Genomic DNA, 13,256 nt, shown 5'->3' with positions numbered 1-13,256 from the left:
GGACCGGAGACACCATCATGCCACCGAACGACCCCGCCGAGCCGGGGCGCCACGACGCCGCCGAGCACGCACTGGGCACCACCGCCGTCGCCTACCGCGAGGTCGGCGGGCCGGAGGCCGCGGCCGCGAACCTCGCCTGGTGGGACGCCGACGCCGACGACTACCAGGCCGAGCACGGCGGGTTCCTCGGCGACGCCGACTTCGTCTGGTGCCCGGAGGGCGTGCGCGAGGCGGACGCGCGGCTGCTCGGCGACGTCCGCGGCAAGCGCGTGCTGGAGGTCGGCTGCGGGCAGGCCGCGTGCGCGCGCTGGCTGCGCGCCGAGGGCGCCGACGCCGTCGCGACCGACCTGTCCGCCGGCATGCTGCGCCACGCGCAGGAGGGCAACACCCGCACCGGCCTCGCCGTACCCCTCGTCCAGGCGAACGCCGAGTACCTGCCGCTGGCGCCGGGCAGCTTCGACGCGGCCTGCTCGGCGTTCGGCGCGATCCCGTTCGTGGCGTCCGTCGACGCGGTGTTCGCCGAGGTCCACCGGGTGCTGCGGCCCGGCGCGCCGTGGGTGTTCTCGGTGACGCACCCGATGCGGTGGATCTTCCCGGACGACCCGGGCCCGCAGGGGCTCACCGTCACCCAGCCGTACTTCGACCGCACGCCCTACGTCGAGGTCGACGACGACGGCACCGCCACCTACGTCGAGTACCACCACACCCTCGGTGACTACGTCCGCGCGCTGGCCGCCGCCGGGTTCACCCTCACCGACCTCGTCGAACCCGAGTGGCCGGCGGGGCACACGCGGACCTGGGGCCAGTGGAGCCCGCTGCGCGGCCGGCTGTTCCCGGGCACCGCGATCTTCCGCACGCACCGCTCGTGACGCCCCTCGAAGAGCAGCAGAACGCGCGGTTCGCCGCGCTCGACCCGCAGCTCCCGCCGATCGCGGCCCCGCCCATGACCAGCGACCCGCTGCTGGTGACCGTGGCCGGGCGGAAGGCGGGCGGCCTGCTGACGCACGTCGCGCACGCGCCCGCGTCGTGGCCCGCGCTGTGGGGGCCGGCGGAGATCTGGGACCTGACCGCGGTGCCGGGCGAGACCGGCGCCGCGGGCCTCGCGGCCCTGCTGGGCGCGTGGCGCGAGCGGCTGCGCGGGTCGGGCGCCGGCCCGGACTCGGGCTGCACGCTGACCTGGCCGAGCCGTGACGAGGAAGCGTCCGCGGTCCTGCTGGCGCACGGCTTCGCGCCGATGACCTGCCTGGCCGTCCGGCCGGTCGAGCCGCCGCCGGACCCGGGCCCGGCGCGGGTGCGCGTCCGGCGGGCCGGGCCCGGTGACGTCGAGGCGCTCACCGAGCTGCGGCTGGCCGAGTGGCGCTACACGTCGCTGGTCGGCACCGCGGTGCCGCGGCCGGACGCGCGGGAGCGGCTGCGCGCGGAGGTCCTCCGCGCCCTGCGGTTCAGCGGCCTGGCCTGGCTGGCCGAGGACGACGGCGTGCCGGCCGGGATGGCCGCCTGCGCCCTGACCACACCGGCGCCGGGCGACAGCATCCACGGGCGGCTGCTCCCGGGGCTCTGGGGGTACGTCGACACGCTGTCGGTGGCGCCCGCGGCGCGCGACGGCGGCGTCGGCCGGGCGCTGATGGCGGCGGCCCATCAGAGCCTGCTCTCGTACGAGGTGCGGGGTACCTTTCTCTTCTACCACCCGGCGAACCCGCTCTCCCCGGTGTTCTGGCACCGGCAGGGTTATCGTCCACTGTGGACGATGTGGATCCGGCGACCGGCCTGGTCCTGACCGACGACCAGAGGGGACCCATGGACATCGCCGAGCCGCTGCTCGCTGCCCACAAGGCACGCTTCGCGGCCGTCGACGCGCTGCTGCCGCCCGCCGCGCCGCCCGCCGAGGGCCGGCGGCTGGACGCGGCGACGGCGGACGGCACCCAGGTCACCGGCGTGCTGCAGCGGCACCGGCTGAGCCCCGGTGACGTCCCGATGCTGTGGTCGGCCGCCGACACCTGGCAGCTGTTCCCCTACCTCGGCGACACCGGCACGGAGGGCGCCGACCTGCTCCTGCGCGCCCTGAAGGCGCACCTCGAGGGCGAGGACACCGGCGACGACTCGGCCTGCGTCGTCGTCTGGCCCAGCCGGGACGCCGAGGCGATCCGCGCCTTCCTCGACCACGGCCTGGTCCCGCTCGGCGCGCTGGGCGTGCGGACCGCTCCCCCGGCCGAGCCGGACCCCTCGGTCACGGTCCGCCGGGCCGGGCCGGGCGACTTCGCCGTCGCGCTGGAGCTGGCGGCGGCGACGTTCGACTACACCGGTCTCGTCGCCGCGCCCCGCCGCGCGAACACCGCCGACCTGCTCGCGCCCGCGCTGCGGACGGCCCTCGACGCCGAAGAGCCGCTGGTCTGGCTGGCCGAGGACGACGGCGTGGTCCGCGCGACCGCGCACTGCGCGTGGGTCGAGGCCACCCCGGGCAGCGAGGCGGCCGAGCTGCTCCCGCCGGGGCGCTGGGGGTACGTGAACAACGTCGTGACCGCGCCCGGCGAGCGCGGCGGCGGCGTCGGCCGGGCGCTGATGGCCCGCGTCCACCGGGAGCTGCACGCCGGCGGCGCGACCGGCACGTACCTCTACTACAACCCGACCAACCCGCTGGCCTCGGTGTTCTGGCACCGGCAGGGCTATCGTCCACTGTGGACGACGTGGGAGGTGCGCCCGGCGGGCGCCCTGCGGTGAGTCACCCACTTGTGTGACGTGCGTCCGGTGATCTTGCTCCGCACCCCGGCGGGGGCTAGCTTTTGAACTGACCGGTCAGTTCAAAAGTCGCAGACGCTGGAGTACCCCGTGCAGGTCCGAGCCGATCGGGTGTCCCTCGAAGGGCACCACGGCACTTTGTTACCGCCCACCTCGCTGACCGTCGGCGAGGGCGACCTGGCGATCGTGCACGGCGAACCCGGCGTCGGCATCACCGCGTTCGGCCTGGCGCTCGCCGGGCGGCTCAAGCCGAGCACCGGCACGGTCACGGCGGACGGCTCCGACGCCGGCCTGCCGCAGCTGGTCGCGGTCGTCGACGCGCCCGGCGTCAGCGACCCGGACGAGGCGGTGAGCCTGCGCGTGGTCGTCGGCGAGGAGCTGGCGCTGGCCCACCGCCCGGCGGGCAAGGAGGACGTCACCCGCTGGCTGACCGAGCACGACGCGGCGCCGTTCGCCGGCACCCGGTTCGAGAACCTCGCCCCGGCCCTGCGCACCCGGCTGCTCACCGAGCTGGCCGCGGTCCGCAAGGGCGTGCGCGTCCTCGTGCTCGACACTCCCGACCGGCACACCAGCGACGTCGACAGCTGGGCCGGGCTGGCCCGCGAACAAGCCGAACGCGGCCTGGCCGTGGTCGTGCTGACCGCGACGACACCGGCGTCCGCGCTGCCGTTCCCGCCCGCGCGCATCGGCGCGGCCGAGCAGCCGGCGCCGCCGAACTTCACTCCCGAACCCCCTGCAGAAGAGCTCGCCGAGAGCCCTGACGGAGACCTCGCATGAACGCCCTCCGGATCGCCCGCAACGAACTGCGGCGCCTCTCCACCGGCACGATGCCCAAGCTGGCGCTGGTCGCGCTCGTGCTGGTGCCGCTGCTCTACGCGTCCTTCTACCTGTATGCGAACTACGACCCGTACGGCCGCCTGGACAAGCTGCCCGCCGCCGTCTTCACCAGCGACGCCGGCGCGCAGGACTCCGGCGGCCAGCAGCGCAACGTCGGCCGCGAGGTGACCGACGAGCTGGTCAAGTCCGGCACGTTCCAGTGGCACGAGGTGTCGGAGCAGGACGCCCGCGACGGCGTCCGCGACGACAAGTACTCCTTCGCGATCGGCATCCCCAGTGGCTTCTCCGCCGCGCTGCTGTCGGTCGGCAACTTCCAGCCGCAGCAGGCGACGATCACGCTGACCACCAACGACGCCAACAACTACCTGTCCGGGACCATCGCGAAGCAGGTCGCCGAGCAGGTGCGCAAGACGATCGCGGAGAAGGTCGGCAGCGAGGCCGCGGACCGGTTCCTGGTCGGGTTCTCCACCATCTACGGGAAGATCCAGGAGGCGTCGACCGGCGCGTCGCAGCTCGCGGACGGCGCTTCGCAGCTGAAGTCCGGCCAGCAGCAGCTCGCCAGTGGCGCGGCGCAGCTCGCCGACGGCTCGTCGACGCTCGCCACCGGCCTCGGCACGCTCAAGAGCAGCACCGCGGATCTGCCGTCCCAGACGCAGAAACTGGCCGACGGCGCGTCGCAGGTGGCCGCCGGGGACCAGAAGGTCGCCGACGCCGCGTCGGTGGCCGCGACCGCCTCGTCCGACATCCAGGGCAAGCTCGACACCTACCGGACCCAGCTGCAGACCGACCTCCGCAACGCCGGCGTTCCGGAGGACCAGATCACGGCGATCGTGGCGCGCGCCGACCAGCTGCGCTCCCCCGTCGACCAGGCGAACAGCAAGATCCAGCAGGCCAACGGCGATCTCGCGAAGCTGGCCGACGGCGCCAAGCAGGTGTCCGACGGCGCGGCCAAGCTCGCCGCCGCGTCCCCGCAGCTGGCGAACGGCATCGCGCAGGCGTCCGACGGCGCGAACCAGCTGAAGGACGGCGCCGCCAAGCTCAACGACGGCGAGAAGACCGCGGTCACCGGGACGAACCAGCTCGCCGACGGTGCGGTGAAGCTGCGTGACGGGCTTTCGGCCGGGCTCAAGGAGATCCCGAACCCGGACGACCCGACGCGCACGGCGACGGCCAACACCATCGCGGACCCGGTGGCGGTCAACGCCAACGGCGAGTCCTCGGCCGGGACGTACGGCGCGGGCCTGGCGCCGTTCTTCATCTCGCTGGCCACCTGGATCGGCGCGTTCGTGCTGTTCCTGATCCTGCGCCCGCTTTCGACGCGCGCGCTGACCGCGGGCGCGGCGCCGTTCCGGGTCGCCGTCGGCGGCTGGCTGTCCTCGGCGCTGCTGGGCGTCGCGCAGGTGATCGTCCTGTTCGGCGCGGTGACGTGGCTGGTCGGCATCCACATCGCGCACCCGCTGGGCGCGATCGGCTTCGCGGTGCTGGTGTCGCTGACGTTCACGTCGGTGGTGCACGCGCTCAACGCCTTCTTCGGCGCGATCGGCAAGTTCCTCGGCCTGGTGCTGCTGGTGCTGCAGCTGGTCAGCGCGGGCGGCACCTTCCCGTGGCAGACCATCCCGGACGCGCTGTACCCGCTGCACGTCGTGCTGCCGATGGGGTACGCGATCGACGGCTTCCGGCACCTGTTCTACAGTGGCGCCACCGTGCAGATCCTCGGCGACATCGGCGTGCTGCTGGCCTACCTGGCCGGCGGGATCCTGGTGTCCACGCTGGCCGCACGCAAACGCCGGGTCTGGACGGTGTCGGCGCTCAAGCCCGAGCTGAGCCTGTGAGCGGCGGGACCAAGCAGAAGCTCTTCGAGGCCACGCTGCGGCTCTCGAAGAGCCGCGGCCTGGTGGGCCTCACGGTCGACGACATCGCCGCCGAGGCCGGCGTCGCGAAGGGCACCGTCTACTACAACTTCGGTTCGAAGGACGGTCTGGTCGACGGCCTGCTGCGCTACGGCGTCGACATGCTCGCTCTTCGGCTGCGCTCCGCGGTGTCCGACGCGGATCCCCTCGAGGTGATCGAGGCGCAGATCGACGTGACGCTGGAGTTCATCGCTCAGTATCCGGGGTTCTCGCAGATCCTGGTGAGCGAGCTGTGGCGCACCCCCGGCCAGTGGCACGGCACGCTTTCGTTGCTGCGCGAGGAGATCATCTCGATCGTGAAGGGCCAGCTGTCCCGCTTGGAGGAGGCCGGCCGGCTGCCGGACGGAGTCCAGATCCCGACGGCGGCGGCCGGGTTGTTCGGCACGATGCTGGTGGTCGCGCTCGACTGGCAGGTGTTCGGCCCGGAGCGGACCCGGGCGGAGGTCCGGGAAGCGGTGATGGTGCTGATCCGCGGCCTCGGCCGGAGGTAGCCGCTTTCGCCGGTGGTGGTTCGCCGGCTGCCGCTAGCCGCGCTACGTCGGCGGCGGTTTCGCCGGCACCGGTTCGCAGCCGGCCGTGAGGCGCCGACGGCTGTGGCTTCGCAGGCAACCGGCGAGGCCGCAGCCTCGTCGGTTGTCTGCGGACACTGGCTGTCCGACGGAAAAGCTGGTTACCCGCCAGGGGCCGGCTGCCCGCCTCTTCGCCGCCGGCGCCGCTTCATTCCATCCGCTTCACCGCGTGCCGCCGCTTCGCCGCCGGCGCTTCACCAGGCAGCCCGCGGGGCGCCGCCCCCCGTCTTCCACTTTACCGGCGGGCACCGACAGTTCCGGCACCCGAAAGCCGTGAAGGCCACCTTGAGGGACTCTGAGTCCCTCAAGGTGGCCTTCACGGCTTTGCTTGCACCGCGCGGAAAAGTCAGGCGCGGTCTTCGATGCGGGCGCGGACCGCGGCCGCGTAGGTGTCCACCGCGGTGGCCGCCGCCGTCAGCTCGCAGGGGCCGTCGATCAGCAGGCGCTTCGCCGGGACGTACACCTGCTCCAGGTCCGGGTCGTCCGCGATGCCGTGTTCGCGGGCCAGCTCGTTGTCGCCGGCCAGGCGGGCGCGCAGCTCTTCGCGGCGGGCGACCAGGCCGTCGAGCACCGCGCGCTGGCGGCGGCCGTCCTCGACCGCCGGGGCGACCGCGTGCTCGTGGCCGTCGATGTGCTTCTCCACCCACGCCGCGTCGCCGTCGACCTCGGCCGAGCGGAGCTGCTTGAGGGCGCCGCGCAGCCGGTGGGCCCGCGCGGGCAGCATCGCGACGCCGGTGAAGCGCGTCGCGACCCGCAGCTGGTAGGCCTCGATCTCGGCGAGCTCCTCCACGGACTGCGTCAGCAGGTCGAGCCGGCCCGCGAGGTCGTCCGGCGCCGGGCGGGCCCGGTCCGTGCTCGCCCGCACGGCCGCCACCCCGGGCGACGACTCCTCGCGGAAGCCCAGCAGCAGCCGGATGCCGAGCTCGGACGCGCGGCCGGCCAGCGGTCCGAGCACCTCGCCGACGAGCCGGTCGGGTTCGGCGGAGTCGTCGATCGCGTCGACGACGAGCGTGCGGCCCGCGACGCCGGTGGTGAGCCGTTCGGCGATGCGGTGGCGGACGGCGTCGGCGGTGCGGCCGGTCGCGTCCACCGCGAGGTCGACGCTGCCGGCCGGGGGCATCTGCCCGAGGGCGGGCGGCAGCCCGGGGACACCGAGCGAACGTTCGCGGTCGGCGAGGACGATGCCGAAGCGCAGCGCCGCCGCGACCGGCGAGCCGGCCTCGCCGGTGTCGACGACCCAGACCGTGCCGGGCTCGGCCTTGGCGAACCAGTCGACCACGCGCTGCACGAAGGAGACGTCGACGGCTTCGCCGACGGGACGGGAGAAACTGGCGTCGACGGCGGGACCGCCGGACGTCCAGATGCTCAGCTGGGGCAGGTGCCCGAGCATGGTTTCGACGGGGATCATCCAGGTCCCGGTGTCCTTGCCGACGACCATGCCGACGACGTGCCCGGTGGCTTCGTCGAGCACGGCCGTGCCCCCGAAGCCCGGGCCGAGCGACTCGGCTTCGGCGGTGCGCAGCAGGCGCACCCATTCGCCACCGGGGCCGCCGGGGTGCTCGGGACCGCCGAGCCGCGCGTGGGTCCAGCGGCCGACCGACCCGGGCGGGAACCCGAAGGCGCGCACCAGCTGGTGGTCGCCGAGCGGCATCCGGTGCAGCGGCGCGCGGAAGACGCGGGACTCGGGACGTTCGAGGCGCAGCAGGGCGAGGTCGCCACGGCCACCGCCGTCGGAGGGCACCCAGCACCCTTCGACGACGGTCGCCGTGCCGGGCAACGCCTCGGCCAGGCCGACGAAGTCGACGCTCAACGCGGATCGCGGGCCGCCGGCGGTCTCGACGACGTGCGCGCTCGTCAGGACGTGGTACTCGTCGAGTACCGTGCCCGCGCCGCACAGCCGGCCGAGTTCGTCGTGCAGCCGGACCCGCCAGCGTCGTCGCTCACGCTCGAACCCCATTCGGCGGACCCTACGCCGTGATCGCCGTGAGCCGTTGCGGGACCCGCTACCCAGCGGTAACACCTCACCCGAACGGCGTCCGCCGTTCGTCGCAATGGAGTCCCGCTCAGCGGATCACACGCGACCGAAAACCCAGCTTCCCGGAGCGGCGGGGTCGTCGCCCGCCCAGAACTCGAGCCAGTGGCCGGTGAACTCCTCGCGGGAGAGCCGGCCGTCACCGTCGAGGTCGAGGCGGGCGAAAACCTCGTCGGTCGGGGTGGCGGTGCCGTTCCAGGCCTCGATCAGCTGGTGGTACTCGGCCGCGGAAATGGCGCCGTCGCCGTTTTCGTCGACGGCCTCGAACATCGCGTCGGCGGTGCCGGTGACCGCGCCGGCCATCTGGGGCAGCTCGTCGACGACGTCGAGGACCTCGTCGAGGGTGACCTTGTTGTCGCGGTCCCGGTCGGACGCCGCGAGCAGGGTGCCCCACCAGCCCATCATGATGGCGGCGAGCTTCTGGCCTTCGGCGGTGCTGTCGTCGGTGCCGCGCAGGTCGAGCCATCTCGTGGTGAGGGCCCGGAAATCGGTCTCGGTGAGGAAGCCGTCGGCGTCGGCGTCCATCGCGCCGAAGACGCCGGAGATCTTGCGCCGCTGGAAGTCGGTGGCCATGGCGGTGGTCCTTTCGGCCGGGACCCTGGTGGGCCGTTCGGGCCACTCAGCTTCGTCCGGACACCCCGCGCGGGGCGCCGTCCGCCCGAGTAGTCCCGCCCCACGACCCGGTGATTCCGGTGGCGACGCAGCGTAGGCACTGTCCCCCGGACGTGGACGTGCTGGGCAGCGACCTCGGCCGCGCGATCGTGGCCAACGCCGCGACGACCGTGCTGCTGCGCCAGTCCCCGCAGGCGATCGACGGCATCGCGGCGACGTTCAACCTGTCCGAAGGGCAGCGCCAGTTCCTGCTCACCGCCGACCGCGGCCAGGGCCTGCTCGGTTCCGGCACCGAATGGGTCGCTTTCCAGGCCCTCGCTTCACCGGCCGAGGACGTCTTGGTCGCCACCGACCCCGAGTTCCTGGCAGGCCTGCAGGACTCGGGGGCGAACCCGGATTGGGTCGAGCCATGACAACGCTGCGCGGGGGTTCAGCGGTCGGACTCGTCGATCCACTCGATCGTCGCGACCACGTCGGCCTTGAGCGCCGCTCCGGCGGTGATGGTGACGGCTCGGCGATGAGCAACGTCGACCAACGCGGTCCAGGGCTGCGCGACGTCGAGCTCCGGTGCCGTGTCCGGGACCGACACGCCGCTCCTCGTGTCGGATGCGACGTGCCAGAGCTGGAAGTAGAGCGTCGCCTGGTCATGGGCGGCGAGGTCATCGAGCACGTCGAGCAGCCGGGTCGACGGCCACGCCTCGGCGCCGTCGGACGTGGTGATCCGGAGGTCCGCGGTCAGGGGCGGGACGACGGGTTTTCCGCGCGCCGAGAGCGGTCAGCGCGAATCGGATGCCGGTCGGTTCGCTCCAATCCGGACGGATGCCGCGGCTGCGGCAGGCTTGATAGGCCTGCCGCAGAGCAGGAACGGCTTCAGGCACGGGGAAATCGGTGAGGGCGAGCGCGGCCCACTCCCGCACGGTGTCGTGCTCACTGGTCAGCAGGTCGATCAAGGGCTGTGCGGCGCGGGGGTCGCCGAGTTCTTCGATGATCTCGATGGCGCACAACTGCCCGTACTGGCTCAACGTCGGCAGGCAGCGCAGCAGCGGCGCGATCACATCGGTCTCACGATGACCGCGGTTGATCAGCTCCGCCTGCGCGTCCATCGCGTCCTCGGCACTGCTCGCGTCGAGGCGGCGGACCAGACGCTCAAGATCTTCGTCGCCGCCGGCGCTGGTCACGCTGCACGTCCTTCCCGCTGTTGTCTGCGTCCTCGGATTCTCGGGCTCGACGGCGTTGGAAGACAGCGAATTTCGTCATCGTCCAGCCGGCTGCCCGCACCGAAAGCGGCGCGGGGGTCGTCAAACGGCAGGACTCAGTGGGCCGCGTCGTTCCAGGACCGGCCGTAGCCGACCGAGACCTCCAGCGGTACCGCGAGTTCGTAGGCCGAGCCCATGCCCTGGCGCACCAGCGTTTCCAGCTGCTCGCGCTCGCCCTCGGCGACTTCCAGCACGAGCTCGTCGTGCACCTGCAGCAGGATCCGGCTCCGCAGCTTCGCCTCGACCAGCGCGCGGTGCACGTTGAGCATCGCGACCTTGATGATGTCGGCCGCGCTGCCCTGGATCGGGGCGTTCAGCGCCATCCGCTCGGCCATCTCGCGGCGCTGGCGGTTGTCGCTGTTGAGGTCCGGCAGGTAACGGCGGCGGCCGAAGATCGTCTCGGTGTAGCCGTTCTTCGCCGCGACGCCGACCACCGAGTGGAGGTAGTCGCGCACCCCGCCGAAGCGGTCGAAGTACGCCTCCATCTGGGACTTGGCGTCGTCGGTCGAGATCCGCAGCTGCTGCGAAAGGCCGTAAGCCGACAGCCCGTACGCGAGGCCGTACGACATCGCCTTGACGCGGTAGCGCAGCTCCGGCGTGATCTCCTCCGGCGGCAGCGAGAAGGCCCGCGACGCCACGAACGTGTGCAGGTCCTCGCCGCTGTTGAAGGCCTCGATGAGCCCCTCGTCACGGGAGAGGTGCGCCATGATCCGCATCTCGATCTGGCTGTAGTCCGCGGTCATCAGCTCGGTGTACCCGGTGCCCACGATGAACGCGTCGCGGATGCGGCGGCCCTCTTCGGTGCGGACCGGGATGTTCTGCAGGTTCGGCTCGGTCGAGGACAGCCGGCCGGTGGCCGCGATCGTCTGCAGCAGCGTGGTGTGGATCCGGCCGTCGTCGGCGACGGACTTGATCAGCCCCTCCACGGTGGTGCGCAGCTTCGTCGCGTCCCGGTGCTCCAGCATGTGCTGCAGGAACGGGTGCTCGGTCTTCTCGAACAGCCCCTGCAGCGCCTCGGCGTCGGTCGTGTAGCCGGTCTTGGTGCGCTTGGTCTTCGGCATGCCGAGCTCGTCGAACAGCACGACTTGCAGCTGCTTGGGCGAGCCGAGGTTGATCTGCTTGCCGATGACCTCGTACGCGGCTTCGGCGGCCTGCGTGACGCGCGAGAGGTAGTGCGCCTCGAGCGTGGTCAGCTGCTCCAGGTCGACGGCGACCCCGGCGATCTCCAGCTCGGTGATCACCTCGAGCAGCGGCAGCTCCAGCTCGGCGAGCAGCCGGGCGCCGCCGATCTCTTCGAGCTCCTTCTCGAGCGCGCCGGCCAGCTCGAACACGGCCCGCGCCTTGACGAGCTCCTCCTGGATCTCCTTCTGCTCCAGGCCTTCGGCGCCGCCGTCGAGCAGCGACAGCTGCCCGTCGCCGCCGTCGGTCTCCGAGCGCAGCTCGCGGTGCAGGTAGCGCAGCGCGAGGTCGTCCAGGTCGAAGGTGCGCTGCCCGGGCCGCACCAGGTACGCGGCCAGCGCGGTGTCCATGGCGAGCCCCGCCACGACCCAGCCGCGGGCGCGGATCGCGTGCAGCGGGACCTTGAGCTCGTGGCCGGTCTTGCGGATCTCCGGGTCGGCGAGCCAGGCGGCCAGCGCCGCGTCGTCGGCCTGGTCCATCGCCGTGACGTCGACGTACGCGCCTTCGCCGTCGGCCGTCGCGAAGGCGACCGCGCGCAGGTCGGAGCGGACGGACGCGCCCGTGGTGCGGAAGGACAGCGCCACCGGCTCGCCTTCGCCGGCGTGCGCGGTCAGCCAGGCACCGAGCGCGCCGGGCGCGAGCGCGTCACCCGAGACCTCGAAGCCCTCGTCGGCCTCCGGCTCGGCGCTCTGCAGGGTCGCGAACAGCCTGTCCCGCAGCACGCGGAACTCCAGCTCGTCGAACAGCGCGTGCACGGCCTCGCGGTCCCACGGGCGCAGCTCCAGCCCGGACGGGCCGACCTCCAGCTCGACGTCCCGGATCAGCTCGGTCAGCTGGCGGTTGAGCTGCACGGAGCTGAGGTTCGCGCGCAACGCCTCCCCCGCCTTGCCCTTCACCTCGTCGACCCGGTCGATCAGGTCGTCGAGCGAGCCGAACTGCTTGATCCACTTGGCCGCGGTCTTCTCGCCGACGCCGGGGATGTTCGGCAGGTTGTCCGAGGGGTCGCCGCGCAGCGCCGCGAAGTCCGGGTACTGCCGCGGGGTGAGCCCGTACTTCTCCTCGACGGCCTCGGGCGTGAACCGGGTCATCTCCGAGACACCGCGCTTGGGGTACAGCACGGTGACGTGGTCGGTGACCAGCTGCAGCGCGTCACGGTCGCCGGTACAGATCAGGACGTCGAAGTCCTCGGCCGTGGCCTGCGTCGTGAGCGTGGCGATGATGTCGTCGGCTTCGAAGTTCTCCTTCGTCAGCGACGGGATGCCGAGCACGTCGAGGACCTCGCGGACCAGGTCCACCTGGCCGCGGAACTCGTCCGGTGTCGCGCTGCGGTTCGCCTTGTAGTCGGCGAAGGTCTCCGACCGGAACGTCTTGCGCGAGAGGTCGAACGCCACCGCGAGGTGGGTCGGCGCTTCGTCGCGCAGGAGGTTGATGAGCATCGAGGTGAACCCGAAGACCGCGTTCGTGACCTGCCCGGTCTTGGTCCGGAAGTTCTCGGCGGGCAGCGCGAAGAACGCGCGGTAGGCCATCGAATGGCCGTCGATCAGGAGCAGCTTCGGCCGCTCCGCGACTGCGGTGGTTCCTGTGGCGTTGGCAACGCTCGTCTTCTCACTCGGGCTCACGTGCCCGAGTCTAGGCTGGGGGTCCGACACTCTTACGTGTCGCATCAGCAGAGGAGCGTTGCGTGACCGATGGTGCCGCCCACATCGACGTGGACCGGCTGGCGGGTATCGACCCGGCGGCCGCCGACCAGCAGCTGAACGACAAGGTCGGGATGCAGCTGGTCGAAGTGACGCCCGAACGCGTGGTCGGCACGATCCCGGTCGAGGGCAACCTCCAGCCCTACGGCCTGCTCCACGGCGGCGCCAACGCCGTGCTCGCCGAAGCACTGGGCTCCACGGTCGCCGCGCTGAACGCCGGCCCCGGCCGCGCGGCGATGGGGCTCGAGCTGTCGTGCACCCACCACCGGGCCGTCCGCTCCGGCAAGGTCACCGGGGTGGCGACCCCGCTGCACGTCGGGCGCGGCACCATCACCGCGGAGATCGTGCTGACCGACGACGAGGGCCGTCGCACCTGCACCGCGCGGCTCACCTGCGTCGTCCGGGACGCACCGCCGGGCGCCTGAGCC

The 13,256-nt window shown here is 72.5% G+C and carries 13 protein-coding genes; 8 read left to right on the top strand and 5 right to left on the bottom strand.

The window, feature by feature from the left end; all coding sequences use genetic code 11:
• The first annotated feature begins 17 nt into the window (after positions 1-17).
• From ACIOD2_RS36005 to ACIOD2_RS35980, 6 genes are all read left to right on the top strand, one after another.
• Positions 18-869, top strand: a complete 852-nt coding sequence (locus ACIOD2_RS36005) for a class I SAM-dependent methyltransferase (RefSeq protein ID WP_400548553.1) — start codon at positions 18-20, stop codon at positions 867-869.
• The gene (locus ACIOD2_RS36000; RefSeq protein ID WP_400548550.1) at positions 866-1,777 is read left to right on the top strand and encodes a GNAT family N-acetyltransferase; all 912 of its coding nucleotides are present in this window, start codon (positions 866-868) and stop codon (positions 1,775-1,777) included. The genes ACIOD2_RS36005 and ACIOD2_RS36000 overlap by 4 nt, the downstream gene beginning before the upstream one ends.
• A 20-nt stretch (positions 1,778-1,797) precedes the next feature.
• Positions 1,798-2,718, top strand: a complete 921-nt coding sequence (locus ACIOD2_RS35995) for a GNAT family N-acetyltransferase (protein WP_400548932.1) — start codon at positions 1,798-1,800, stop codon at positions 2,716-2,718.
• Positions 2,719-2,826: 108 nt separating this feature from the next.
• Positions 2,827-3,513: an ABC transporter ATP-binding protein gene (locus ACIOD2_RS35990; RefSeq protein WP_400548547.1), complete on the top strand. Its 687-nt coding sequence runs from the start codon at positions 2,827-2,829 to the stop codon at positions 3,511-3,513.
• The gene (locus tag ACIOD2_RS35985) at positions 3,510-5,405 is read left to right on the top strand and encodes a YhgE/Pip family protein (RefSeq protein ID WP_400548544.1); all 1,896 of its coding nucleotides are present in this window, start codon (positions 3,510-3,512) and stop codon (positions 5,403-5,405) included. Before ACIOD2_RS35990 ends, ACIOD2_RS35985 begins: the two co-directional genes overlap by 4 nt.
• Positions 5,402-5,974 (top strand): TetR/AcrR family transcriptional regulator, encoded by a 573-nt coding sequence (locus ACIOD2_RS35980; RefSeq protein ID WP_392771108.1) that lies wholly within the window; start codon positions 5,402-5,404, stop codon positions 5,972-5,974. Before ACIOD2_RS35985 ends, ACIOD2_RS35980 begins: the two co-directional genes overlap by 4 nt.
• A 424-nt stretch (positions 5,975-6,398) precedes the next feature.
• Here the strand turns inward: ACIOD2_RS35980 and ACIOD2_RS35975 are convergent, their stop codons facing one another.
• Positions 6,399-8,009, bottom strand: coding sequence for a serine protease (locus tag ACIOD2_RS35975; RefSeq protein WP_400548540.1), 1,611 nt, complete (start codon positions 8,007-8,009; stop codon positions 6,399-6,401).
• A 114-nt stretch (positions 8,010-8,123) separates the two neighbouring features.
• The gene (locus ACIOD2_RS35970; RefSeq protein WP_400548537.1) at positions 8,124-8,657 is read right to left on the bottom strand and encodes an EF-hand domain-containing protein; all 534 of its coding nucleotides are present in this window, start codon (positions 8,655-8,657) and stop codon (positions 8,124-8,126) included.
• Positions 8,658-8,776: 119 nt separating this feature from the next.
• Between ACIOD2_RS35970 and ACIOD2_RS35965 the strand changes: the two genes are divergently transcribed.
• Positions 8,777-9,109: a hypothetical protein gene (locus ACIOD2_RS35965; RefSeq protein WP_400548534.1), complete on the top strand. Its 333-nt coding sequence runs from the start codon at positions 8,777-8,779 to the stop codon at positions 9,107-9,109.
• Between the two features lie 17 nt (positions 9,110-9,126).
• On the opposite strand, the gene ACIOD2_RS35960 is transcribed toward ACIOD2_RS35965, so the two are convergent.
• The 3 genes from ACIOD2_RS35960 to polA all read right to left on the bottom strand — a co-directional run bounded on the left by ACIOD2_RS35960 (position 9,127) and on the right by polA (position 12,750).
• Entirely contained in the window at positions 9,127-9,366 is a 240-nt protein-coding gene (locus ACIOD2_RS35960; protein ID WP_400548531.1) for a hypothetical protein, read from the bottom strand.
• Positions 9,356-9,874 carry a HEAT repeat domain-containing protein gene (locus ACIOD2_RS35955; RefSeq protein ID WP_400548528.1) on the bottom strand — a complete coding sequence of 173 codons (519 nt, stop codon included), beginning with the start codon at positions 9,872-9,874 and terminating at the stop codon, positions 9,356-9,358. The genes ACIOD2_RS35960 and ACIOD2_RS35955 overlap by 11 nt, the downstream gene beginning before the upstream one ends.
• 134 nt (positions 9,875-10,008) lie before the next feature.
• Positions 10,009-12,750, bottom strand: a complete 2,742-nt coding sequence (polA, locus tag ACIOD2_RS35950; protein ID WP_400548525.1) for a DNA polymerase I — start codon at positions 12,748-12,750, stop codon at positions 10,009-10,011.
• Positions 12,751-12,812: 62 nt separating this feature from the next.
• On the opposite strand from polA, the gene ACIOD2_RS35945 reads away from it, so the two are divergent.
• Positions 12,813-13,253 carry a PaaI family thioesterase gene (locus tag ACIOD2_RS35945; RefSeq protein ID WP_400548522.1) on the top strand — a complete coding sequence of 147 codons (441 nt, stop codon included), beginning with the start codon at positions 12,813-12,815 and terminating at the stop codon, positions 13,251-13,253.
• Positions 13,254-13,256 lie beyond the last annotated feature (3 nt).

Source organism: Amycolatopsis sp. NPDC088138, from assembly GCF_044741685.1.
Taxonomy (GTDB): Bacteria; Actinomycetota; Actinomycetes; order Mycobacteriales; family Pseudonocardiaceae; genus Amycolatopsis.
This window is presented reverse-complemented; position numbering and strand designations above follow the sequence as displayed.

Coding starts and splice junctions, on each gene's coding strand:
- ACIOD2_RS36005 (WP_400548553.1), top strand. CDS start 18: ATGCCACCGAACGACCCCGCCGAGCCGGGGCGCCACGACGCCGCCGAG.
- ACIOD2_RS35985 (WP_400548544.1), top strand. CDS start 3,510: ATGAACGCCCTCCGGATCGCCCGCAACGAACTGCGGCGCCTCTCCACC.
- ACIOD2_RS35970 (WP_400548537.1), bottom strand. CDS start 8,657: ATGGCCACCGACTTCCAGCGGCGCAAGATCTCCGGCGTCTTCGGCGCG.
- ACIOD2_RS35995 (WP_400548932.1), top strand. CDS start 1,798: ATGGACATCGCCGAGCCGCTGCTCGCTGCCCACAAGGCACGCTTCGCG.
- ACIOD2_RS35975 (WP_400548540.1), bottom strand. CDS start 8,009: ATGGGGTTCGAGCGTGAGCGACGACGCTGGCGGGTCCGGCTGCACGAC.